The sequence below is a fragment of the Pseudomonas arabinosi genome (assembly GCF_047758675.1).
GTDB lineage: Bacteria > Pseudomonadota > Gammaproteobacteria > Pseudomonadales > Pseudomonadaceae > Aquipseudomonas > Aquipseudomonas arabinosi.
The window spans coordinates 4286304-4309298 of the sequence record NZ_CP180480.1; the positions used below are offsets into that span (position 1 = coordinate 4286304).

20 protein-coding genes are annotated in these 22995 nt (G+C 59.7%); 11 read left to right on the forward strand and 9 right to left on the reverse strand.

Going from position 1 to position 22995, the window contains the following annotated elements; translation table 11 throughout:
* The first annotated feature begins 66 nt into the window (after positions 1-66).
* Complete coding sequence (locus ACMXYJ_RS19865; protein ID WP_415756554.1) at positions 67-1182, forward strand: Gfo/Idh/MocA family protein; 1116 nt, start codon at positions 67-69, stop codon at positions 1180-1182.
* A gap of 406 nt (positions 1183-1588) precedes the next feature.
* Here ACMXYJ_RS19865 and ACMXYJ_RS19870 read toward each other — a convergent pair whose 3' ends face one another.
* Complete coding sequence (locus tag ACMXYJ_RS19870) at positions 1589-1837, reverse strand: DUF1652 domain-containing protein (RefSeq protein ID WP_415756555.1); 249 nt, start codon at positions 1835-1837, stop codon at positions 1589-1591.
* Positions 1838-1966: 129 nt separating this feature from the next.
* Entirely contained in the window at positions 1967-3463 is a 1497-nt protein-coding gene (locus tag ACMXYJ_RS19875; protein WP_415756556.1) for a helix-turn-helix transcriptional regulator, read from the reverse strand.
* A 322-nt stretch (positions 3464-3785) separates the two neighbouring features.
* Here ACMXYJ_RS19875 and ACMXYJ_RS19880 point away from each other — a divergent pair, with 322 nt between their 5' ends.
* Entirely contained in the window at positions 3786-4244 is a 459-nt protein-coding gene (locus ACMXYJ_RS19880; RefSeq protein ID WP_415756557.1) for a hemerythrin domain-containing protein, read from the forward strand.
* Between the two features lie 177 nt (positions 4245-4421).
* On the opposite strand, the gene sigJ is transcribed toward ACMXYJ_RS19880, so the two are convergent.
* From sigJ to ACMXYJ_RS19900, 4 genes are all read right to left on the reverse strand, one after another.
* Positions 4422-5315, reverse strand: coding sequence for an RNA polymerase sigma factor SigJ (gene sigJ / locus ACMXYJ_RS19885; protein ID WP_415756558.1), 894 nt, complete (start codon positions 5313-5315; stop codon positions 4422-4424).
* A 3-nt stretch (positions 5316-5318) separates the two neighbouring features.
* Positions 5319-5753, reverse strand: coding sequence for a carboxymuconolactone decarboxylase family protein (locus tag ACMXYJ_RS19890; protein WP_415756559.1), 435 nt, complete (start codon positions 5751-5753; stop codon positions 5319-5321).
* A 159-nt stretch (positions 5754-5912) separates the two neighbouring features.
* Positions 5913-7196 carry a Zn-dependent hydrolase gene (locus ACMXYJ_RS19895; RefSeq protein WP_415756560.1) on the reverse strand — a complete coding sequence of 428 codons (1284 nt, stop codon included), beginning with the start codon at positions 7194-7196 and terminating at the stop codon, positions 5913-5915.
* Positions 7197-7319: 123 nt separating this feature from the next.
* Positions 7320-8804: an NCS1 family nucleobase:cation symporter-1 gene (locus ACMXYJ_RS19900; protein ID WP_415756561.1), complete on the reverse strand. Its 1485-nt coding sequence runs from the start codon at positions 8802-8804 to the stop codon at positions 7320-7322.
* A 552-nt stretch (positions 8805-9356) separates the two neighbouring features.
* Here ACMXYJ_RS19900 and hydA point away from each other — a divergent pair.
* The 3 genes from hydA (at position 9357) to preA (ending at position 13593) form a co-directional block, all read left to right on the forward strand.
* On the forward strand, positions 9357-10796 hold the full coding sequence (gene hydA, locus ACMXYJ_RS19905; RefSeq protein ID WP_129444838.1) for a dihydropyrimidinase: 1440 nt from the start codon (positions 9357-9359) through the stop codon (positions 10794-10796).
* 154 nt (positions 10797-10950) lie between these two features.
* Positions 10951-12318 (forward strand): NAD(P)-dependent oxidoreductase, encoded by a 1368-nt coding sequence (locus tag ACMXYJ_RS19910; protein WP_415756563.1) that lies wholly within the window; start codon positions 10951-10953, stop codon positions 12316-12318.
* Positions 12319-13593, forward strand: a complete 1275-nt coding sequence (preA, locus tag ACMXYJ_RS19915; protein WP_415756564.1) for an NAD-dependent dihydropyrimidine dehydrogenase subunit PreA — start codon at positions 12319-12321, stop codon at positions 13591-13593.
* A gap of 140 nt (positions 13594-13733) precedes the next feature.
* On the opposite strand, the gene ACMXYJ_RS19920 is transcribed toward preA, so the two are convergent.
* The gene (locus tag ACMXYJ_RS19920) at positions 13734-14354 is read right to left on the reverse strand and encodes a TetR/AcrR family transcriptional regulator (protein WP_415756565.1); all 621 of its coding nucleotides are present in this window, start codon (positions 14352-14354) and stop codon (positions 13734-13736) included.
* Between the two features lie 139 nt (positions 14355-14493).
* Between ACMXYJ_RS19920 and copC the strand changes: the two genes are divergently transcribed.
* The 6 genes from copC (at position 14494) to ACMXYJ_RS19950 (ending at position 20121) form a co-directional block, all read left to right on the forward strand.
* On the forward strand, positions 14494-14859 hold the full coding sequence (gene copC / locus ACMXYJ_RS19925) for a copper homeostasis periplasmic binding protein CopC (RefSeq protein WP_415756566.1): 366 nt from the start codon (positions 14494-14496) through the stop codon (positions 14857-14859).
* Positions 14860-14862: 3 nt separating this feature from the next.
* The gene (gene copD, locus ACMXYJ_RS19930; protein WP_415756567.1) at positions 14863-15723 is read left to right on the forward strand and encodes a copper homeostasis membrane protein CopD; all 861 of its coding nucleotides are present in this window, start codon (positions 14863-14865) and stop codon (positions 15721-15723) included.
* 250 nt (positions 15724-15973) lie between these two features.
* Entirely contained in the window at positions 15974-17272 is a 1299-nt protein-coding gene (locus ACMXYJ_RS19935) for an OprD family porin (protein WP_415756568.1), read from the forward strand.
* Between the two features lie 214 nt (positions 17273-17486).
* Positions 17487-18311 carry an NAD-dependent epimerase/dehydratase family protein gene (locus tag ACMXYJ_RS19940; protein ID WP_415756569.1) on the forward strand — a complete coding sequence of 275 codons (825 nt, stop codon included), beginning with the start codon at positions 17487-17489 and terminating at the stop codon, positions 18309-18311.
* A 53-nt stretch (positions 18312-18364) separates the two neighbouring features.
* Positions 18365-19249: an SMP-30/gluconolactonase/LRE family protein gene (locus ACMXYJ_RS19945; protein WP_415756570.1), complete on the forward strand. Its 885-nt coding sequence runs from the start codon at positions 18365-18367 to the stop codon at positions 19247-19249.
* Positions 19246-20121: an aldose 1-epimerase gene (locus ACMXYJ_RS19950; protein ID WP_415756571.1), complete on the forward strand. Its 876-nt coding sequence runs from the start codon at positions 19246-19248 to the stop codon at positions 20119-20121. The genes ACMXYJ_RS19945 and ACMXYJ_RS19950 overlap by 4 nt, the downstream gene beginning before the upstream one ends.
* On the opposite strand, the gene ACMXYJ_RS19955 is transcribed toward ACMXYJ_RS19950, so the two are convergent.
* Positions 20106-21833 carry a hybrid sensor histidine kinase/response regulator gene (locus ACMXYJ_RS19955; RefSeq protein WP_415756572.1) on the reverse strand — a complete coding sequence of 576 codons (1728 nt, stop codon included), beginning with the start codon at positions 21831-21833 and terminating at the stop codon, positions 20106-20108. The genes ACMXYJ_RS19950 and ACMXYJ_RS19955 overlap by 16 nt on opposite strands.
* Complete coding sequence (ercA, locus tag ACMXYJ_RS19960; RefSeq protein WP_415756573.1) at positions 21817-22980, reverse strand: alcohol dehydrogenase-like regulatory protein ErcA; 1164 nt, start codon at positions 22978-22980, stop codon at positions 21817-21819. The genes ACMXYJ_RS19955 and ercA overlap by 17 nt, the downstream gene beginning before the upstream one ends.
* Between the last annotated feature and the right edge of the window lie 15 nt (positions 22981-22995).

Sequence of the window (22995 nt, forward strand, 5' to 3'; positions counted from 1 at the left end):
GCAAATAATGAATATTTATTCCATTAATAGCCTTCCTGAAAACAAAATCCCAAAAGGACCCTGGCTATGCGCGAACTCGGTATCGGACTCATCGGCACAGGTTTCATGGGCCGCGCCCATGCCTTGGCGTTTCGCAACGTCAGTGCAGTTTTCGAACTGCCCCTCAAGCTCAAACTCGCCGCCCTGGCCGACGCCGATCCTCAGCGTGCCCGCCACTGCGCCGATGCCTGGGGTTTCGACGCCGCCCATAGCGACTGGCAACAACTGATCGATGACCCCAAGGTCAATCTGATCGCTATCACCACGCCCAATCACCTGCATTACCCCATGGCCATGGCCGCCCTCGCCGCCGGCAAACCGGTGTATTGCGAAAAGCCGTTGGCGGTGAATCTGCAACAGGCCGACGCCATGCGTCTGGCGGCCAAAGCGGCCGGCGTGGTGACGCGGGTAGGTTACAACTATCAGCACAACCCGATGATCGGGCTGGCCCGGGAGCTGATTGAAAACGGCGACTTGGGTCAGATCATCAGTTTCCAGGGTGAATTCAGCGAAGACTTCATGGCCGATCCCGCGTCACCCTGGTCGTGGCGTTGCGATGCCGATCATGCCGGTGGCGCACTGGCCGATCTGGGCAGTCACCTGTTGGCCATGGCCCGTTATCTGGTGGGCGATGTCGAGGCGGTGAGCGCCGACACCCAGACCGTGCACCGGCAACGTCCCGCCACAGCTGGCAGCCCGGAACAACGCAGTATCGCCGTCGACGATCAGGTCCACGCCTTGTTGCGGTTTGCTAACGGCGCTCGTGGCACGTTCAGCAGCAGTTGGCTCAAGCACGGCTACAAGAATCACCTGAGTTTCGAAATCAGCGGCACCCGAGGGACGTTGGTATTCGATCAGGAACGCCTGAATGAACTGCGTCTGTTTCGTGCCGGTCAGGACGGTTTCCAGCGCTTGCTGGCAGGGCCGAATTTGCCGGGCTATGCGGCGTTCAGTCCGGCGGCAGGGCATCAGCTCGGCTACAACGAACTCAAGACACTGGAAGTCCATGATCTGGTGATGGCGCTGGCCGGCTTATCTCAGGGCGGAACGGATTTCGAACAGGCGTGGGAAGTCGAACGGCTGGCGACGGCGATTCGGTTGGCAGCGCGGGAGTCGCGCTGGGTCAGGATCGAGGAAGTCTGAACGAAGCCCCGCCAGCAGCACAGCGCCACTGGCGGTTCAACGTGAGCAGATGGACGCTTACTGAGTGACGCAACGAGTGAGCGTGGTTTCCCGGGTCACCTGCCCCTCAGCCCTCATATCGCCTTGCACATCGGTGTTTTCAGTGGTTTGGCAGGTGCGCACAGGGGGTGGAGGCGGTGCTGCAGGAGGTGGCGGTGGAGGACTGGCACAACCACCCAGAATCGCTATCCAGAGTGTGAACGACAGTGTTGCAAAAATGCGTTTCCCAAGACTTTTCATAGGTTGACCCGCGGTAAGTGATCGACATATTTCCGCGACCCAACTCTCTCACCGCGTACCCGCGGACCGGTCACAGAAAAAATACTCTCGTATTCTTTATACGACCGCTGGTAAAACCCGACAGTTCCTAGGACGTTTCGCGACGATGCAACGTGTTGCTCTCAAGTTCATAACGCAACTCTTCGATCAAAGCTGCCACCGACTCCGGCGTTCTGAGGCTGGCCACGCTCAACCCAGTGACCACCAGATCCACCTGCCCCGACACCGGATGGTAGAGCTTCACCGTCAGTGAATGATCACCCGTAACAGTGCAGTCACAGGCCAACGGCGAAAAGCTCCGCTCCAGTTGCATACGCAATTGCGCCACATAAATCATCCGGCAGTTCCTGTTGCTGTTTCGAAAGGGACGCGATACCCGAAGACCGGTATCGCACCCTTACAGCCTAAGAACTGCCGCCCTTGGCCAGAACATGAATTTGCACCCCCTCGGGTAGTGCATTTGCACCTAACGCTGGGCTTTTGGCCGCCACTCGCCGGAGAACAAACCGCGCTCGCGAGCCCAGACAATCGCCTCGCTACGACTGTGAACGTCGAGCTTGGAATACACCGTCGACACATGGTTGCGCACCGTGTTCGGCGCGAGTTTGAGCCGCGCGGCGATTTCCTTGTCGGCCAGGCCTTCGCAAATCAGGCCGAGCACATCGCGCTCGCGGGCGGTCAGGTCGGTGAACGACACGCTAGGCAACTGCGGCGAATTGACGTTTTTCACGTTAGCGAGCTTCTCGATGAGCGTGCGACTGAACCAGGAAGCGTCTTTCATCACCTCTTCTATCGCCGACACCAACTCCAGCTCCGTGCGTTTACGTTCGGTGATGTCCATAAACACCAGCAGGTAGCAGGGACTGTCCTGAATGTTCACGGTGTCGGCCGAGACCGCGCAATCGATCAGACCCGCGTCTTTCTTGCGTACTCGAACATCGACACGATCGACGCTTCCGGTTTTTTCCAGCGCCGCAAACAGTCGCGAGCGCGCGCCTGTGTCATCGATAAAATCGATCTGCGTCACCGATTTGCCAAGCACTTCTTCACTGGCATACGCGAGCGTATCGAGGAACGCTTCATTGACGTCCATCACCACCTGATCGCCGGCGTTGCATACCAGGGTCGGCACCGGGGTCAGTCGAAAAGCCTTGGCAAAACGCTCCTCGCTCTGGCGCAGGGCGACTTCAGCCTTATGCCGAGGCTCGATGTCGACGAAGGAAAACAGCATGCAGGCTTCGTCGTTCAGCTCAAGAGGCTGGCCGGCGACAATCACCTGCTTGCTGCCACCCGCGGGTAGCTGCAACTGCGCCTGCATTTGCGGAATGGTCGCCCCTTCGCGCAACCGCTGCTTGGCCAGGTCTTTGTTTTCGGCGCCCTCCAGCACGTCCAGTTCATAAGTCGAACGGCCGATCACCTGATCACGGGCATGGCCGGTCATCTCCAGGAAGCCCGGGTTGACTTTGATGTAGCGCAAATCGCTGAGGCGACAGATCACCGCCGGGGCCGGGTTGGCATTGAAGGTTTTTTCGAAACGCTGTTCGGCGCTGGCCCACTCCGTGACGTCGTTCATGATCAGCACCAGCGACTCCGGCTTGCCAGCGCTGTCGGCCAACACCATGCTGCGCACGCTGTGAACCCAGGTGCGCTCTTCGTCGTCGGCAGGCGTCACCTCAACCAATACATCGCTGAAGGTCTCGCCTCGGGCGACGCGGCTGATCGGATAATTGTCGGCCTGAACCGGGTGATTATTGCGATAACGCAAGGCGAAGCGCTTGGCGTACTCCTTGGCATTCGCCCCCAGTTCGCTGAGCTGCCCGACGCCGTGCATGGCCAAGGCGGCGTCGTTGGCCCAGAGGAGGGTCTGGTCGAGTTCCAGCAGAATCACCCCATCGGACAGGCCCGCGATAATCTGCTGCAACTGACGGCGATTGGTTTCGGTGGTCAGGACGTCCTGGCTCATTGGATCTCCACGCGTGCGGCGGCGCATACATTCGCCGCCCTGTGAAGATTACGACCGCGGGGGGTTGGGATAGTGCAGAGGGCTCACCCTGCCGGACAGAGCCAGTTCGAGCGCCCAAGTGCCCACGGCCGGAGGTGAGGGCGGTAAATTTCCCGAGGTGAGATCTTTGTGCTCGCCTATACTTAAAAGGTTAAATAGTTCTGGTGAGCGCGATTGAAAGGTTATTGATAAATATGAAAATTTAAAGATATGGATATCCTTGGAGGTTGCTGGTTAAAAAAGATTTCTCCGTGATGATTTGGTGTCGTGACGAGGATTTGATATGAACGTTTTGTTGAAAGAACTTCAGGCCTATCATCATGAAGTAGCTATGAAAATTACTCAGATCAAAGAGTTACTGAAGAAAATCAGGCATGAATCCGATGGTGCTGATGACTGCAAGCTGTTGTTCAAGACGCTGGAAGCCTTGCATGGTGATGCAGAGCGACACCACCATGAAAATGAAGAACTTATTCGGCTCGCCTTGCTAGCGACTGAGGCGCCGATCCACCAACGGGTCAAGGATATCGAGCGAGATCATCAAGCATTTGGACGCATTGCTGGACAGCTGAAGATGCTGGAGGACACAACTCAGGAAACGAGAGTCATTGCTGACACTATCGATGACTTCATCAAAAAATATTACGATCATATGGACGCGGAGGAAAATATTTTCTTTCCAGCGGCAGACAAGTGGTTGTCAGACGATCAGTGGCAGGAAATAAAGCATCAATGGCATTAATTGGAGCTCACCGTATACCTTCAATATTTAGCGACTACTTAGTACTCGACCTTACTAAGTAATTACGTGGATACCCAGTAACTTGCCCCGCGTTTTATTGACTCACCGGGTGTCCTTATATCGAATGTTCCTCGTTGCTAGTCCCTTCGCTTTGGCAAACAACGACGCTGCACTGAATCACTGCACATCCAGCGCCCCCTGCAACCCCGCCAACTTATCCGGGTTACGCATGATAAAAATCCGCCTCACCCGCCCCGCTTCATCAAACCCAAACGTCATCGACGCAGTGATGACCCCGTCCGCCTTGATGATCACGCCTTGGGCGCCATTGATTTCGCTGGGCAGCCACTCACAAGTCTGCCAATAGACGTGCAACGACTGGCCAATGAAATCCAGCACGCTGGAAATGCCAGACAAGGTTTCGCGGATCGCCGAGGCCTTGCCGCCGCTGTCGGCGCAGAGTTCGACGTCTTCGGTGAGCATTGCGGTCAAGGAAGCGGTCGAGCCGCTGGCGATGGCGCTGTGGAAAGCGCTAAGCAATTGCTCCTGACGCGCCGGTTCCGGCTGAAAGCGCGTTTGGCCGCTGCCCAGGCTGGCCTTGGCCCGGGACACCAGTTTGCGGCAAGCAGCCTCCTGAACCCCGACCGCCTCCGCGACTTGCGCGTAATCCATGTCGAATATTTCGTAGAGCAAGTACGCCGCACGCTCCTTGGGGGTTAGCCGTTCCAGCAACAACAGGAACGCGGTGGACAGCGACGAGGCCAGTTCATGCCTGTGTTCGGGTGAATCCTGGTGGGTGGTGTGAATCGGTTCCGGCAGCCAGGTGCCGATGTAATCAACCCGCGACGTGTGAGCCGAGCGCAGCAGATCGATGCAGTGCCGAGTGCACGCTGTGGTCAGCCAGGCGGCCGGCGTGGCAATGGCGGCGCGGTCGGCCTCCAGCCATTTGATGAACAGCTCTTGCACGACATCCTCGGCTTCGGCGCGGGAGCCGAGGATGCGATACGCCAGACCAAGCAAAAAGGGCCGGCGCTGCTCGAACACAGCGGCGGCATTTTCAGCGGAATTCATCAATCAGTGCCTCGACACCTGCAAACGGTTCCACAGGTTGATCATGCCGATCTCGGCCGTCAAGGCACCGATTTGCGCGTCGTTGAAGTGCTCGCGCAAGTCACCGCGCAGGCTGGCGTAATCGGTCTTTTCATCGAGTACGGTGAGGGCTTCGGTCCAGGCCAGGGCGGCGCGTTCGGCGGCAGTGAAATCGCTGACGTGGCGCCAGACGATCAGGCGATCCAGCCGCTCGTTGGTTTCATTGGCTTCACGGGCCTCGCGGGTGTGCATCTTCACGCAGAAACCGCATTGGTTGATCTGCGAGGCACGAAGGTGCAGCAGGTGTTTGAGGGTCGGTTCGAGGTCGTGGCTGTCGAGGGTGACGTGGACCTGGGTCAGGCTTTCGAACACTTGAGGAATCGATTGCAGTAGGTTGACCGGTTGGGTGTTGGACGACATCGTGTTGCTCCACTGTTTGAGGGATTCAACAGGATGACGATCCAGCACCATGGTTTGTGACACATGAAGAGCAACATCAAAAGATCGCAGGCTGCGCCAGCTCCTACAGGAGCACGCATTCCCATGTAGGAGCTGGCGCAGCCTGCGATCTTTTGATCTTCAGGCCGCCAATTTACCGTTGGCAATCGCCGCCGACGCCGCCAGCATTGCCCGCAACAACACCGCACACCCGGCCGCCAGGTCATCCGGCGCGGCGTTTTCGATTTCGTTGTGGCTGATGCCGCCTTCGCACGGTACGAAGATCATCCCGGCCGGGCCGAGTTCGGCGAGGAAGATTGCGTCGTGCCCTGCTCCGCTGACGATGTCCATGTGCGACAGGCCCAAGCCTTGGGCGGCGCCGCGTACCGCTTCGACGCAGCCTTTGTCGAAGTACAGCGGCGGGAAATCCGCAGTGGGTGTCAGTTCGAAGGTCAGGCCGTGTTCCTCGCAGGTGGTTTCGATGACTTCGCGGACTTCGGCGATCATCGAGTCCAGACGTGCCGGTTCCAGATGACGGAAGTCCAGGGTCATGCGCACTTCGCCGGGGATCACATTGCGTGAGCCGGGATAGGCTTGCAGGCAGCCGACGGTGCCGCAGGCGTGAGGCTGATGACCGAGGGCCGCGCGGTTGACCGCGCCGACGATCACCGAGGCGCCGACCAACGCGTCCTTGCGCAGGTGCATCGGTGTCGGGCCGGCATGGGCTTCGACGCCGCGCAGTTTCAGGTCGAACCATTTCTGGCCGAGGGCGCCCATCACCACGCCGATGGTTTTGTGTTCGTCTTCAAGGATCGGGCCTTGTTCGATATGCGCCTCGAAATAGGCGCCGACGGCATGACCACTGACCTTGCGCTCGCCGGCATAGCCAATGGCGTTCAAGGCTTCACCGACGGTGACGCCCTCGGCATCGACCTTGGCCAGGGTTTCTTCGAGGGTAAATTTTTCCGCGAACACACCGGAGCCCATCATGCACGGAGCGAAGCGTGAACCTTCTTCGTTGGTCCAGACCACGACTTCCAGCGGCGCTTCGGTTTCCACGCCCAGGTCATTGAGGGTACGCAGCACTTCGACGCCGGCCAGTACGCCGAAGCAGCCGTCGAACTTGCCGCCGGTGGGTTGGGTGTCGATGTGGCTGCCGGTCATCACCGGTGGCAGGTTCGGATTGCGGCCCGGACGACGGGCGAAGATGTTGCCGACAGCGTCGATGCTGACGGTGCAACCGGCCTCCTCGCACCAGTTGACAAAAATGTCCCGGGCCTGGCGGTCGAGATCGGTCAGGGCAAGGCGACAGACGCCGCCCTTGACCGTGGCGCCGAGCTTGGCCAGGTCCATGAGCGACTGCCACAAGCGGTCGCGGTTGATGTGCTGATGGGTGGACTGCAGAACGTCTACGGCAGCGTTCATGATGATCTCCTCAGTTCTTCTAGTTCCCACGCTTTGCGTGGGAATTCATCCATGGACGCTCTGCGTCCAGGCTTGGGACGCAGAGCGTCCCGGGCTGCATTCCCACGCAGAGCGTGGGAACGATCAAACCGCTGATTTCGCAACAGACTGACTGGGGCGCATCGAACACAACCCATAATAAATCAGTCCGCCCAGTGCCGATCCGGTGAACCAGCCATAGTCGTAGAACCAGCTGAATGCATCGCTGCCGAGCGACAGCAACGTCAGCGCCACCGGCACGCCGAACGCGATAAACCCGAACCAGTTCCACGCCGGGTAAACGTCATCGCGATAGAGGCCGGCCAGGTCCAGTTGCTGTTTCTTGATCAGGAAATAGTCCACCACCATGATCCCGGCGATCGGGCCCAACAGGCTCGAATAGCCCAGCAACCAGTTGGAATACACCGTCTCCAGGCTTAAATCCGAGACGATCAAACCGAGCTTCTTCAACAGCTCATGGGCCATCAGCGCCAAGCCGACCAGACCGGTGAGCATCACCGCTTTGGTACGGTTGATGAACTTGGGCGCGACGTTCTGGAAATCATTGGTCGGCGAAACGATGTTGGCCGCCGTGTTGGTCGACAGCGTGGCGATGATGATCAGCGCCATGGCCAACGCGACCCAGACCGGGCTCTGGATATGACCGATCAGCGTGACCGGATCGGAGACGGTGACGCCCACCAGTTTTACCGAGGCGGCAGTCATCACCACCCCCAGCGATGCGAACAGGAACATGGTCAGGGGCAAGCCGATAATCTGCCCGACGATCTGATCCTTCTGGCTTTTCGCAAAGCGGCTGAAATCCGGAATGTTCAGGGACAAGGTGGCCCAGAACCCGACCATGGCGGTCAGCCCGGCAGCAAAGTAACTGACCACGCTGGCCCCTTCCGGACGCTTGGCCGGGATCGCCATCAATTCGCTCATCGATACGTTCGGCATCGCCCACACCAACAGCCCCGCGCCCACCAGCACCAACAACGGTGCCGAGAGGGTTTCCAGCCATTTGATCGAGTCCGCGCCACGAATCACCACCCACAGGTTCAAGGCCCAGAACACCATGAACCCGATCACTTCACCGGTACCGCCGAGGGATTTCCACCCGTCGAACACCGAGCCGAGAAACAGGTGAATGGCCAGCCCGCCGAACATCGTCTGAATACCGAACCAGCCACACGCCACCAGCGCCCGGATCAGGCACGGAATGTTGGAGCCGAGGATGCCGAAGGACGAACGCAACAACACCGGAAACGGAATGCCGTACTTGGTGCCCGGGAAGGCGTTCAGGGTCAACGGGATCAGTACGATGATGTTGGCGAACAGAATCGCCAGCAGCGCTTCGCCGACGCTCAGGCCGAAATGCGCGGTGAGCACGCCGCCGAGGGTGTAGGTCGGCACGCAGATCGCCATGCCGACCCACAATGCGGTGATGTGCCATTTGTTCCAGGTGCGTTCGCGCACCTTGGTCGGTGCCATGTCGTGGTTGTAACGGGGGCTGTCGAGGACATCACTGCCGGCTTCGAGCTCAAACAAGCCGTCGCGCTCGGTCACTTGCGATCTGATCTGTTGCATGGCCGCTCCACTGTTCTTTGAATTATTTTTTGCTCATCGGGGGCTGGCGGCATCAATTAACGTGCCGGTTACCCCGTTTGCGCATCGGGCAGTTCCACAAAAACTTTGCAACCAACTGATATTTATCAGTTTTATTTATATCGCCGATGAGTCACCGGTTACTTGCTTGTTCACTCAGGCCAAATGCCAGGCAAGTTGTCCGAACCGTCAGGACTCAATCTGGTGCATACCACTTTTTTTCAACGTTGCGCATCAACCATAGACCATCCTCAAGCGGCTGATTTCACATAAGAAATCTCGTCTATTTTTGGAACCTGTCAAGTGCGTCAAAATGGTGAGAGGCCTCACCATTTTGGTGATCTTCAGTTTTAAACGTTATTTTTCAATAACTTAATCAAGTTATAAGCTTATAAAAAATATTCTTGCTCAATCCTTCAACTCAGGCTAGCGTTTATTCCTGACAGTGCTGACAGGAATACACCTGTTTGCATCGGCTTCATATAAAACATTTAGAACCGGCACAAGTCGGTCATTGCCTGCGAGGAACTCGGAATGTCTCTGTTGATCCGTGGCGCCACCGTTATTACCCATGATGAAAGTTATCGCGCCGACGTCTATTGCGCCGACGGCGTGATCAAGGCCATCGGCGAAAATCTTGATGTTCCGGCGGGTGCCGAAGTGCTCGACGGCAGCGGCCAATACCTGATGCCCGGCGGCATCGACCCGCACACGCACATGCAACTGCCCTTCATGGGCACGGTGGCCAGTGAAGACTTCTTCAGCGGCACCGCGGCGGGACTTGCCGGTGGCACCACGTCAATCATCGACTTTGTGATTCCCAATCCGCAGCAATCCTTGATGGAAGCCTTTCATCAGTGGCGCGGCTGGGCCGAGAAGTCGGCGTCGGATTACGGTTTCCACGTCGCGATCACCTGGTGGAGCGAACAGGTCCGCGAGGAAATGGCCGAGCTGGTCAGCCAGCACGGGGTCAACAGCTTCAAGCATTTCATGGCCTACAAGAACGCGATCATGGCCGCCGACGACACGCTGGTGGCGAGTTTCGAGCGCTGCCTGGAATTGGGCGCAGTGCCGACCGTGCATGCGGAAAACGGTGAGCTGGTCTATCACCTGCAACGCAAGTTGATGGCCCAGGGCATGACCGGCCCGGAAGCGCATCCGTTGTCGCGCCCTTCGCAGGTTGAAGGTGAAGCAGCCAGTCGGGCGATCCGCATCGCCGAAACCCTGGGCACGCCGTTGTACCTGGTGCATGTCTCGACCAAGGAAGCCCTCGACGAAATCACCTACGCACGCAGCAAGGGCCAACAAGTCTACGGCGAGGTCCTGGCCGGGCATCTGCTGCTGGACGACAGCGTCTATCAACACCCGGACTGGCAGACCGCCGCCGGTTACGTGATGAGCCCACCCTTCCGTCCGCGAGGCCATCAAGAGGCACTTTGGCACGGCCTGCAATCGGGCAACCTGCACACCACCGCCACCGACCATTGCTGCTTCTGCGCCGAGCAAAAAGCGGCTGGCCGTGACGATTTCAGCAAGATCCCCAATGGCACAGCCGGTATCGAAGATCGCATGGCGGTGCTCTGGGATGAAGGAGTGAACACCGGGCGTTTGTCGATGCAGCACTTCGTGGCGCTCACCTCCACCAACACCGCGAAAATCTTCAACCTCTACCCGCGCAAAGGCGCGATTCGCGTCGGTGCGGACGCGGATCTGGTGCTGTGGGATCCGGAAGGTACGCGGACGATTTCAGCGAAGACTCACCATCAGCAAGTGGACTTCAACATCTTCGAAGGCAAGACCGTGCGCGGTGTGCCGAGCCACACCGTCAGCCAGGGCCGGGTGGTGTGGGCCGATGGTGATTTGCGCGCCGAGCGTGGTGCCGGGCGGTATGTCGAACGGCCGGCGTATCCGGCGGTGTTTGATTTGCTGAGCAAGCGGGCTGAGTTGAACAAGCCGACCGCTGTGAAACGCTGAGATCGAGGCCTTCGGCCATCGCGAGCAGGCTCGCTCCCACATTTGAAATGCGTTCCCCTGTGGGAGCGAGCCTGCTCGCGAAGAGGCCGGCAGCGACAACACAGAACCAATGCCCATCAGAGGCAGCACCTCAATTAACCGTGAGGCCAACACCGTGATCAAGACTCTGAACCACCTCCCGCATCCGCACGAGAATGCGGCCGCCCTCGCCGGCCATTTCACCGATCTGGCGCCGCCACTCAACGACCGTCAGGCCCATCTGGAAGCCTCGCGTTGCCTGTACTGCTACGACGCACCCTGCGTGAATGCCTGTCCGAGCGAGATCGATATTCCGTCGTTCATTCGCAATATCCATCAGGAAAACGTTCAGGGCGCCGCGCAGAAAATCCTCTCGGCGAACATCCTCGGCGGCAGTTGCGCCCGGGTGTGTCCGACGGAAGTGCTTTGCCAGCAAGCCTGCGTGCGCAACAACGACCATGAATGCGCACCGGTGCTGATCGGCCTGTTGCAGCGTTACGCCGTCGACAACGCACACTTCAGCGAACACCCCTTCACCCGGGCGGCATCAACCGGCAAGCGCATCGCCGTGGTCGGCGCCGGTCCGGCCGGTCTAGCGTGCGCTCACCGCAGTGCCATGCACGGTCATGATGTGGTGATTTTCGAGGCAAGGGAAAAGGCTGGCGGCCTCAACGAATACGGGATCGCCAAGTACAAACTGGTGGACGACTACGCGCAGAAGGAGCTTGAATTCCTATTGGAAATCGGCGGGATCGAAATCCGCCACGGGCAGAAACTTGGTGAGAACGTAACCCTCAGCGATCTGCATCAGCAATTCGATGCGGTGTTCCTTGGGCTCGGTCTGGCCGCCAGCAAACAGCTGGGGCTTGCTCATGAAGATGCACCCGGCCTGCTGGCCGCCACCGATTACATCCGCGAACTGCGTCAGGCCGATGACCTGACCCAACTGCCCCTCGCTGACCGTTGTATCGTTTTGGGCGCCGGCAACACCGCCATCGACATGGCCGTGCAAATGGCTCGCCTCGGGGCACGCGACGTCAACCTGGTGTACCGCCGCGGTGTCGAGGAAATGGGCGCCACCGGCCACGAACAGGACATCGCCAAAGCCAATCAGGTGCGGCTGTTGACTTGGGCTCAACCTGAAGAAGTGCTACTCGATGATCACGGCAATGTGCGCGGCATGCGCTTCGCTCGGACCTGGTTAGTCGAAGGTCGCCTGCAAACCACTGGCGAAACGTTCGAACTGGCCGCCGATGCGATCTTCAAAGCCATCGGCCAGGCCTTCGACGCCAGCGCCCTCGTCGATCCGCTGGCCCGTGAACTCAAGCGTCAGGGCGAGCGGATTCAAGTGGACGAAAACCTGCGCACCAGCATCCCCGGCGTGTACGCCGGCGGCGACTGCACCAGTCTCGATCAGGACCTCACCGTGCAGGCCGTGCAGCACGGCAAACGGGCCGCCGAGGCCATCAACGCCCAACTCATGCTCAACGTGGAGGCTGCGTAAATGGCCGATCTCTCGATTGTCTTCGCCGGCATCAAAGCCCCCAATCCGTTCTGGCTGGCCTCCGCGCCACCAACCGACAAGGCCTACAACGTGGTCCGCGCCTTCGAGGCCGGCTGGGGTGGCGTGGTCTGGAAAACCCTGGGTGAAGACCCGGCGGCGGTCAACGTGTCGTCGCGCTACTCGGCGCACTTCGGGGCCAACCGCGAAGTGGTGGGTTTCAACAACATCGAACTGATCACCGACCGCTCGCTGGAGATCAACCTGCGGGAAATCACTCAGGTCAAAAAGGACTGGCCGGACCGCGCGTTGATCGTGTCGCTGATGGTGCCTTGCGTCGAAGAATCCTGGAAATTCATCCTGCCGCTGGTGGAAGCCACCGGCGCCGATGGTATCGAGCTGAACTTCGGTTGCCCGCACGGGATGCCGGAGCGCGGCATGGGCGCGGCGGTCGGCCAGGTGCCGGAGTACGTCGAGCAGGTCACCCGTTGGTGCAAGACGTACTGCTCGCTGCCGGTGATCGTCAAACTCACGCCGAACATCACCGACATTCGCGTCGCCGCCCGCGCCGCCCATCGCGGCGGTGCCGATGCGGTGTCGCTGATCAACACGATCAACTCGATCACCAGCGTCAATCTGGAGCGCATGGTCGCCAATCCCGCCGTGGGCAGCCAAAGCACCCACGGGGGTTATTGCGGTTCGGCGGTGAAGCCGATTGCGCTGAACATGGTCGCCGAAATCGCCCGCGATCCACAGACGCAAGGCCTGCCGATCTCCGGCATTGGCGGCATTAGCAGTTGGCGCGACGCGGCGGAATTCATTGCGTTGGGCAGCGGCTCGGTGCAGGTGTGCACGGCGGCGATGCTGCATGGCTTCCGGATTGTCGAGGAAATGAAGGACGGGTTGTCACGCTGGATGGACAGTCAGGGCTACGCCAGCGTGTCCGAGTTTTCCGGGCGTGCGGTGGGCAACACCACGGACTGGAAGTACCTGGACATCAACTATCAGGTGATTGCCAAGATTGACCAGGAAGCCTGCATTGGTTGCGGTCGTTGCCACATTGCTTGCGAAGACACCTCGCACCAGGCGATTGCCAGCCTGAAGCAGGCGGACGGGACGCATAAATATGAAGTGATTGATGATGAGTGCGTGGGGTGCAACCTGTGTCAGATCACGTGTCCGGTGCAGGATTGCATTGAGATGGTGCCGATGGATACGGGCAAGCCGTTTCTGGATTGGAATCATGATCCGAGGAACCCCTACCACGTCGCTCCCTGAACCCTGCAGCGCCTGAACTGCCGCCATCGCGAGCAGGCTCGCTCCCACAGTGATTTATGTCTTACACAAATTCTGTGTACGCCAGAGAACCCTGTGGGAGCGAGCTTGCTCGCGATGAGGCCAGCAGCTCACCGCAAAGCTCAAGGCTCCAACCCAATCCCCCGCAAGATCACACTCGTCACGGTCTGCACCGCCCGCTCGAACTGCATGTCCGACAACGGCTGATGGTCATTCAGAATATTCACCTGATGATCAAAGTCGGCGTAGTGCTGGGTCGATGCCCAGATCATGTACAGCAGGCTCGAAGGTTCCACGGGCAGGATGCGTTTGTCGTCCACCCACTGGCGAATTTTCGCTTCTTTCATCTTGGCCCAGTCGTACAGACTCACGTCCAGCTTCTCACCCAGGGTCGGTGCGCCGTGGATGATTTCGTAGGCCCAGACTTTGGAGCCGTAGGGCCGGCTGCGGGAGTGGTTCATCTTGGCGCGGATGTAGCTGCTGAGTACCACGCGCGGGTCGTCGAACATCTCGAAGCACAGCGCGTCCTGTTTCCACACTTCCAGCAGACCCAACAGCACCGCGCTGTACAACTCGCCCTTGGTGCTGAAGTAGTAATGCAGGTTGGAGCGCGGCAGTTGCACTTCGGCGGCGATGTCGGCCATGGCGGTGCCGCCGAAACCTTTTTCGGCGAACACCTTTTCGGCCCCCAACAGAATTTTCTCGACGTTACTGCGACGAATCTCGATCTTGTGATTGCCCATGAGGGCTCCCTGACAACAGCGTTGCTCAAGACTAGCATCCGCTCTACCTCGCGGCGACAAGGGAAAACGAAACTTCGTACGCGCAGCTTCTCGAAGGTAAACTGGCCGCCTTTTCGAACCTGCCTCAGAGGTATTCCACGTGCTGCTCAAGAAAACCCTGACCACCGTCGCCCTGCTCGGCTCGCTGTTCGCCGCTTCATCGGTGTTTGCCCACGCCCATCTGAAAGACCAGACCCCGGCCGCCGACAGCACGGTGAGCGCGCCGTCGGAACTGCGCCTGGTATTTTCCGAAGGCGTTGAAGCGACCTTTTCCAAAGTCACGATCAGCAAGGACGGCAGCGATGTGCCGGTGAAGAGCCTCGCCACCGAAGGCAGCGACAAGAAAACCCTGATCGTCACCCCGGCCGCACCATTGGCAGCGGGGGCTTACAAAGTCGAATGGCACGCAGTGTCGGTCGATACCCACAAAAGCGAAGGCGCCTATAGCTTCAAGGTTGGCCAGTAATTCATGACGAGCGCGATGGTGCTGTGCCGCTTTCTGCATTTCACTGTCGTGCTGATGCTGTTCGGGGCGTGGGTGTTCAGGCCGCTGCTGCTCAATGGCGACGCTGAACACCTAGATCGGCGATTGGCCAGAACAAGCCACTGGCTGGCGGCGGTGGCGTTGGTCACTGGCGTTAGCTGGTTGCTGCTGATCACCGCCAGCATGGCCGGTTCGTGGGATGCGGCATTCGATCCGTCGACCCTTGGACTGGTGCTGGGCAAGACGTTTTTCGGACAGGTCTGGCGCTGGCACTTGCTGCTCAATGCATTGTTGATCGCGCTGCTGATGACGCCCCTGCGTTCAAACCTGCCCCTGCGAATCGGCCTCGCCAGCCTGCTGCTGGCCACCCTCGCCCCGGTCGGCCACGGGGCCATGCTCGACGGCCTCAACGGCCAATTGCTGATCCTCAATCAAATCATTCACCTGACCTGCGTCGGCGCCTGGCTCGGCGGCTTGATGCTGTTGATGATGATTCTGCGGCAGCCGGCAGAGCATGCAATCAAAGCGACCTTGCAACGCTTCAGCGGCATTGGTTACGTATTGGTGGCGGGGTTGGTGATGACCGGGCTGATCAATGTTCGGGTCCTCACTGGGCAGTTCTGGCCGACGCCGTTGCTGTCAGGGTTTGCGCTGATTCTGTTGATCAAGGTTGTGTTGGTCGCCGCGATGCTGGGGCTGGCGTTGTTCAATCGACTGCGGATCAACGACTGCGAGCAGCGTCCGACTGCTCTGAAAAGCAGCGTCATCTTCGAATGGTTGCTGGGGATGGGAGCGGTGGCTGCCGTTTCACTTCTGGGCACCATGCCCCCGATGATCGTGAGCTAAACCCAAAACCCTGTGGGAGTGAGCCTGCTCGCGATAGCGGTCTGACATTCACTGCAGTGGTGTCTGTTCTACCGTCATCGCGAGCAGGCTCACTCCCACAGGGGGATCTACGACAGGCCATAAAACCGAGCCAGGTCATCGTACAACTTCTGATTGACATTCCCCGTAACACTTGCAAATAATCCGCTCCGATGTTGTACGACGACGTATAACAAAAAATAAAAACAACAAGAAACACGGGAGCGTCACTGTGAGCAAGCTCGTCCGCAATTCCTCCGCCTGCACCCCTCGCCCAACCTTCGCACGCCGCCACACCCTGGGCCTGATCGGTTGCGGCAGCCTGGCCCTCGCCTTGCCCATGACCAGTCATGCCGAAGGTTTCGTCGATGACGCCAAAGCCACGCTGAACCTGCGCAACTTCTACATCAACCGCAACTTCACGAACCCGGCCTACCCGCAGGGCAAGGCTGAAGAGTGGACGCAAAGTTTCATCCTCGATGCCAAATCCGGATTCACCCAAGGCCCCGTCGGTTTCGGCATGGATGTGCTGGGGCTGTACTCGGAAAAACTCGACGGAGGCAAAGGCACGGGCGGCACCTCGTTGCTGCCGATTCATGACGACGGCCGCCCGGCTGACAATTTCGGGCGCCTGGGTGTAGCGCTGAAAGGTAAAGTCTCGAAAACCGAATTGAAGGTCGGCGAATGGATGCCGGTGTTGCCGATCCTGCGCTCCGACGATGGCCGCTCGCTGCCGCAAACCTTCCGCGGTGGTCAGGTGACGTCCACCGAGATCAGTGGCCTGACGCTCTACGGCGGCCAGTTCCGCGCCAACAGCCCGCGCAACGATGCGAGCATGGAAGACATGTTCATGAACGGCAAATCGGCGGCCTTCACCTCCGACCGTTTCAACTTTGGCGGCGGTGAATATGCGTTCAACGAGAAGCGCACCCAGGTCGGCGTCTGGTACGCGCAACTCAGCGACATCTATCAGCAGCAGTATTTCAACCTGAGCCACAGCCAGCCCATCGGCGACTGGACCCTCGGCGCCAACCTTGGCTACTTCATCGGCAAGGAAGACGGCAGCGCCCTGGCCGGCGACCTCGACAACAAAACCGCGTTCGCCATGCTCTCGGCCAAATACGGCGGCAGCACCTTCTTTGTCGGCCTGCAAAAACTCACCGGCGACGATGTCTGGATGCGAGTCAACGGCACCAGCGGCGGCACCCTGGCCAACGATAGCTACAACTCCAGCTACGACAACGCCAAGGAAAGATCCTGGCAGCTGCGCCACGACTACAATTTTGTGGCGCTCGGCATTCCCGGCCTGACAATGATGAACCGCTACATCAGCGGCGATAACGTGCACACAGGCACCATCACCGACGGCAAGGAATGGGGCCGCGAGTCAGAACTGGCTTACACCGTGCAGAGCGGCGCGCTGAAGAACCTCAACGTCAAATGGCGTAACGCGTCGATCCGCAAGGACTTCAGCACCAACGAATTCGACGAAAACCGCATTATCATCAACTACCCGCTCTCGTTGTTGTGAGCCGAGGGGCGGGGGATCAACACGAGCCTGTGGGAGCGAGCTTGCTCGCTCCCACAAAGTGCTTCGTGTTGTCAGCGGATGCGGGAATGACCCTCCGTCAATTTCAACCGATGACGCGTTGACAACGACCTGAGACCCTAACGATACTTCGATCTAGTCGTACGACAACCTACAACAAATTCAATAACAACTGACTGCTTGTTCAGGGACTTCCATGACCATCACACCTAACGCCCGCGCTCCTTTCAATCGTCTCCTCCTGACCGGTGCCGCCGGTGGCCTCGGCAAAGTCCTGCGCGAACGCCTGCGGCCCTACGCCAATGTGATTCGCCTGTCGGACATCGCCGACATTGCCCCGGCCATCGATGACCGTGAAGAGGTCGTGCCTTGCGACCTGGCAGACAAGCAAGCAGTCCATCAGTTGGTTGAAGGCGTGGACGCGATCCTGCACTTTGGTGGGGTATCGACGGAGCACGCGTTCGAAGAGATCCTCGGCGCCAACATCTGCGGCGTGTTCCACATCTACGAAGCGGCGCGCCGTCATGGCGTGAAGCGGGTGATTTTCGCCAGTTCCAACCACGTGATCGGCTTCTATAAGCAGGATGAAGTCATCGACGCCCACTCCCCTCGCCGCCCAGACAGCTACTACGGCTTGTCCAAGTCCTACGGCGAAGACATGGCCAGTTTCTACTTCGATCGCTACGGCATCGAGACCGTCAGCGTGCGCATCGGCTCCTCGTTCGCGGAACCACTGAACCGCCGAATGATGAGCACCTGGTTGAGCTTCGGCGACCTGACTCAATTGCTCGAGTGCGCGCTGTACGCCCCCAATGTCGGCCACACCGTGGTCTACGGCATGTCCGACAACAAGAACGTCTGGTGGGACAACCGTTTCGCCGCCGGCCTGGGTTATGAACCTCAGGACAACTCCGAAGTGTTCCGCGAAAAAGTCGAAGCCCAACCGATGCCGGCCGCTGATGACCCGGCTCGGGTCTACCAGGGTGGTGCGTTTGTCGCGTCCGGCCCGTTCGGCGACTGAACCCGCGCACATCACTTGATCCCAACAACAAAAACCCGAGGGAATGAGTTGTCATGCAAGCCGAATTGATTGTCGATGCCCGCAACGCGGTCGGTGAATGCCCGGTCTGGGTCCCCGAGGAAAACGCCCTGTATTGGGTAGATATTCCGGCCGGCGGACTTCAGCGCTGGTGCGCCGAAACCGGCCATGTCCATGCCTGGAAAGCGCCGCAGATGCTCGCCTGCATTGCACGTCACAGCGATGGCGGCTGGGTTGCCGGGATGGAAAGCGGGTTCTTTCATCTGCACCCGCATAACGATGGCAGCCTCGACAGCAATCTCCTGGCTCCGGTCGAACACGCCCGCACAGATATGCGCCTGAACGATGGTCGCTGCGATCGTCAGGGGCGCTTCTGGGCCGGCAGCATGGTGCTGAACATGGGCGCCAACGCTGCCGACGGCACGCTTTACCGCTACAGCGCCGGGCAACGCGGGCCACTCGAGGCGCAACTCAGCGGGTTTATCGTACCCAACGGCCTGGGTTTCAGCCCCGACGGGCGAACGATGTACCTGTCTGACTCTCATCCCCTGGTCCAGCAAATCTGGGCCTTTGATTACGACATCGACAGCGGCACGCCGTCCAACCGGAGGCTGTTTGTCGACATGCATCAATTCCCTGGTCGTCCCGACGGGGCGGCGGTCGATGCCGAAGGTTGCTACTGGATTTGCGCCAATGACGCCGGGCTGATTCACCGCTTCACGCCCGACGGCCGGCTGGACCGTTCCCTCGCCGTACCGGTAAAAAAACCGAGCATGTGCGCCTTCGGCGGCAGTCGCCTGGACACATTGTTCGTGACCTCAATCCGTCCCGGTGACGACCATGACGAACAGTCACTGGCCGGCGGTGTGTTCGCCCTCAATACCGGGGTAAAAGGTTTGCCGGAGCCGAAGGCAATATGACGCCGACACTGCTCGAACTCGAAGACGAATTCACCCATCTCACTCTCGCCCCGGAACTCGGTGGCAGCATCGTCAACTGGAGCGTGCGCGGCACGGGTCTGCCGCTGTTGCGCCACAGCGATGCCCATGCGCTGAACACCGGTCTGCCCGGCAAGCTCGGCTGCTTTCCCTTGGCACCGTGGTCGAACCGAATTTCAGAAGGCGGCTTTGAATGCCCCGAGGGCTGGCTGGCCCTGACACCCAACAGCCTCACCGATCCCCTGCCGATTCACGGCAGCGCCTGGCAACAGCCGTGGCAGGTGGTTTCGCAGACGCGCGATGAAGTCGTCCTGCAACTCGACAGCTCCACGCCCTTCGCTTACCGCGCCCGGCAACGATTCCACCTGAGCGACGGCAAGCTGAGCCTTGAGCTTAAGGTCACCCATCTGGCCGAAAGCCCGGCCTGGCATGGGCTCGGTTTGCATCCCTATTTTCCGCGTACCACGGGCACCCAGTTGCAGGCGCAAAGCCGGCAAGTCTGGTTGTGTGACGGGACAAAACTGCCGACGCACCTCAGTGCGTTGCCGGCCGAATGGGATTTTCAGTCACTCAAGAGGTTGCCCGAGACATTGGTCGACAACGGTTTCTGCGAATGGGACGGCCACTGCCTGATTCGCCAGCCTGCGTTGGGCTATGAGCTGGAATGCCGGGCCACCGGCAGCGATTACTACCTCCTCTACTGCCCGGTGGGTCTGGATTTTTTCTGTATCGAACCGGTGAGCCACCCGGTCAACGCGCATCACCTGCCCGGTCGACCGGGGTTGCGATTGCTGGCGCAAGGCGAGTCAGCCGAACTCGGTTTCAGCCTGCACTATCGCTACCCCAGCAACTGACTCAGCACCGCCCGCAACTTGCCGGGTTTCACCGGTTTGTTCAGCAACGGTGCGTCGAGTCGCTGCAATGAGCGCCGACACTGATCCGTGCGGTCTGCGGTGATGATGACCGCCGGAATCACCTGGTGGTAATGCTCGCGCAAATGCCTGACCACATCACAGCCCACCACCCCGTGATCGAGGTGGTAGTCCGCCAGAATCAGTTCCGGCGGTCGCCCCTCCAAGGCGGCCAGTGCGGAAAATTCATCAGTGGCCGTGACCACCTCGCAACCCCATTGCCCGAGCAGCGCGCTCATGCTTTCGAGGATGCTCACTTCGTTGTCCAACACCAGCAAACGCCGGCCCGGCAATGGATTGCCGGTGCCGGGTAGTGGTGCCGCCAGGCTGATCGGCAGCGGAATTTCATGGGAAATTGGCACGTCGATGCTGAACATCGAACCGCGCCCCGGCAACGAATGAACCCCGACTTTATAGCCGAGGATCTTGGCGATCCGTTCAACGATGGCCAGCCCCAGGCCCACACCCTTGCGGTCGGCGGCACGGCCGACGTCCAGTTGGTTGAACTCGAGGAAAATCGAATCCAGTCGGTCCGCCGCGATCCCGCGCCCGGTGTCCCAGACTTCCAGGCGCAGCATTTCACCGCGGCGCCTGGCACCCAGAAGAATGCTGCCCTCGTCGGTGTAGCGGCAGGCGTTGCTGAGGAAGTTGCGCAGGATCCGCGTCATCAGGCGCAAGTCCGTGCTGATGGCGTAATCGCCCATGTGTACCCGCAGGTTCAACCCTTCAGCCTGGGCCACTGACTGGAACTCCGACACCAACGGCGCGAGCAATTCATCGAGACGGTACAGCGCAATGTCCGGTTTGACTGCCGCCTGATCGAGCCGGGAAATATCCAGCAAATCGGTGAGCAAATCTTCCGCCCCTTCCAGCGCCTGGTGCGTACGCTCCACCAGCACTTGTTCGACGTCGGGCAGCTTGCGTTCGCGCAGGGTTGAGATCAGCAAACGCGCGGCGTTGAGCGGTTGCAACAGGTCATGACTGGCGGCGGCGAGGTATTTGTCCTTGCTGCGATTGGCAGCCTCGGCGGCGTCCCGGGCATCGCGCAAGGCTTCGGCAATCTGTTTACGCTGGGTGATCTGCTGTTGCAGGTTGCGGTTGGCTTCCAGCAACTCATCGGTGCGCGCGGTAACACGCTGCTCCAGTTCGTCGTTGAGTTGCTGCAGGCGCTGCTGGGCGAGTTTGCGCTCGGTGATGTCGGCGACAAACCCTTCCACCAGCCCTTCCTGATCGGGCTTGAGCAACAGGTTCATCAGCACGTCGAGGCTGCTGCCATCCTTGCGCCGCAGTTGGGTTTCATAGCCATGCAGGCTGCCCTGGTGCCTGAGGATTTCGCCGATATTTTCCAGTTCCTGTGCACCACCGACAAACAGGTTGCTCGCCAGATCCGCCAGGGAAAACAGCACTTCCTGGGGATTGTCGTAGCCGAGCATCCGCGCCAGTCCCGGATTGGCGGCGCGCATGCCTTCCAGGAGGCTGGCCTGAAAGATCCCGTGGACCGCGTTCTCGAACAGCCATTTGTAGCGATTGCGCTCGGTTTCCAGCTCGTCGAGGCGCGCGGCGAGTTCCGGGTAATGACTCTTGCGCGCCGAGTGGCTGCCTAATCCCAGTAACCCCGCCAGCGCCCGTTGTTGCTCGTCAGAGGGCTTCGCCATAGACGACCTCGACATCACGCTGACTGGACTCGCGCGGGTTGGTCAGGATGCACGGGTCGTGCATGGCGTGTTGCGACAGGAACGGAATGTCCGCAGTGCTGACCCCGTGCAGTCCGAGGGTTTCGTGGAAGCCGATGGCGTGTTTCAAGGCGATCAGATGTTCGACCAGACGCCCGCAAATCTGCCGGTGATTCAAGCCACGGCAATCGATGCCAAAGGTCTCGGCGATCACCTTGAAGCGCTCGGGTGCGGAGCTGTAGTTGAACGCCACCACGTGTTCCACCAGCACCGCGTTGCACAGCCCATGAGGCAAGTCGAGAAAGCCACCGAGGCTGTGGGACATGGCGTGCACCGCGCCGAGGATCGCGTTGGAGAACGCCAGCCCGGCCTGCATGCTGCCGAGCATGATTTTCTCGCGCAGGGCAATGTCGTTCGGGTTGGCGATCATCTGCACCAGGTTGCCGTTGATCAGGCGCATCGCTTCGAGTGCGTGCGGATCGGTCAACGGCCCGTGACCGGTGGAAACAAACGCTTCGATGGCATGCACCAACGCATCGATGCCGGTACAGGCCGACAGGAACGGGTCCATGCTCAGGGTGGTTTCCGGGTCGATCAACGACACGTCCGGGACCACCGCCTTACTGACGATGGAGAACTTCATGCGTTCTTGCTGGTTGGAGATGATCACGAATTGCGAGACATCGGCCGAGGTCCCGGCGGTGGTCGGAATCAGGATCAGCGGTGGGCTGGGGACGCGGATGGTGTCCACGCCTTCGAACTCGAGGATGCTGCGCCCATGGGCGACGACAATGCCGATGCCTTTACCGCAATCCATCGGGCTGCCGCCACCGACGGCCACGATCACATCGCAATGGTTTTCCCGGTACAGATCGGCGCCGAGCATCACTTCCTCAACCCGAGGGTTGGGCGAGACCGCGCTGTACAGGACGTACTCGATACCCTGGGCTTGCAGGCTGGCCTCGACATCGGCGACCCAACCGGCCGCAATCACACCGGGATCGCTGACCAGCAGCACCTTGCGGGCGCCAAAGGTTTTGGCGCAATTGCCGACGTTGTGCCGGCAGCCGGCACCAAAGATGATTTCAGGCGAAACGAATTTACGCAGCTGGCTGAGATTCTGGCTCATTGGAAAGCCTGTTTT

What these genes read in the sequence shown, in the direction of transcription:
- ACMXYJ_RS19950 (WP_415756571.1), top strand. Translation starts at nt 19,246, where the DNA reads ATGACGCCGACACTGCTCGAACTCGAAGACGAATTCACCCATCTCACT.
- ACMXYJ_RS19880 (WP_415756557.1), top strand. Translation starts at nt 3,786, where the DNA reads ATGAACGTTTTGTTGAAAGAACTTCAGGCCTATCATCATGAAGTAGCT.
- ACMXYJ_RS19875 (WP_415756556.1), bottom strand. Translation starts at nt 3,463, where the DNA reads ATGAGCCAGGACGTCCTGACCACCGAAACCAATCGCCGTCAGTTGCAG.
- ACMXYJ_RS19865 (WP_415756554.1), top strand. Translation starts at nt 67, where the DNA reads ATGCGCGAACTCGGTATCGGACTCATCGGCACAGGTTTCATGGGCCGC.
- ACMXYJ_RS19955 (WP_415756572.1), bottom strand. Translation starts at nt 21,833, where the DNA reads ATGGCGAAGCCCTCTGACGAGCAACAACGGGCGCTGGCGGGGTTACTG.
- ACMXYJ_RS19890 (WP_415756559.1), bottom strand. Translation starts at nt 5,753, where the DNA reads ATGTCGTCCAACACCCAACCGGTCAACCTACTGCAATCGATTCCTCAA.
- ACMXYJ_RS19920 (WP_415756565.1), bottom strand. Translation starts at nt 14,354, where the DNA reads ATGGGCAATCACAAGATCGAGATTCGTCGCAGTAACGTCGAGAAAATT.
- preA (WP_415756564.1), top strand. Translation starts at nt 12,319, where the DNA reads ATGGCCGATCTCTCGATTGTCTTCGCCGGCATCAAAGCCCCCAATCCG.
- ACMXYJ_RS19870 (WP_415756555.1), bottom strand. Translation starts at nt 1,837, where the DNA reads ATGATTTATGTGGCGCAATTGCGTATGCAACTGGAGCGGAGCTTTTCG.
- hydA (WP_129444838.1), top strand. Translation starts at nt 9,357, where the DNA reads ATGTCTCTGTTGATCCGTGGCGCCACCGTTATTACCCATGATGAAAGT.
- copD (WP_415756567.1), top strand. Translation starts at nt 14,863, where the DNA reads ATGACGAGCGCGATGGTGCTGTGCCGCTTTCTGCATTTCACTGTCGTG.
- ACMXYJ_RS19900 (WP_415756561.1), bottom strand. Translation starts at nt 8,804, where the DNA reads ATGCAACAGATCAGATCGCAAGTGACCGAGCGCGACGGCTTGTTTGAG.
- sigJ (WP_415756558.1), bottom strand. Translation starts at nt 5,315, where the DNA reads ATGAATTCCGCTGAAAATGCCGCCGCTGTGTTCGAGCAGCGCCGGCCC.
- ACMXYJ_RS19940 (WP_415756569.1), top strand. Translation starts at nt 17,487, where the DNA reads ATGACCATCACACCTAACGCCCGCGCTCCTTTCAATCGTCTCCTCCTG.
- ercA (WP_415756573.1), bottom strand. Translation starts at nt 22,980, where the DNA reads ATGAGCCAGAATCTCAGCCAGCTGCGTAAATTCGTTTCGCCTGAAATC.
- ACMXYJ_RS19945 (WP_415756570.1), top strand. Translation starts at nt 18,365, where the DNA reads ATGCAAGCCGAATTGATTGTCGATGCCCGCAACGCGGTCGGTGAATGC.
- ACMXYJ_RS19895 (WP_415756560.1), bottom strand. Translation starts at nt 7,196, where the DNA reads ATGAACGCTGCCGTAGACGTTCTGCAGTCCACCCATCAGCACATCAAC.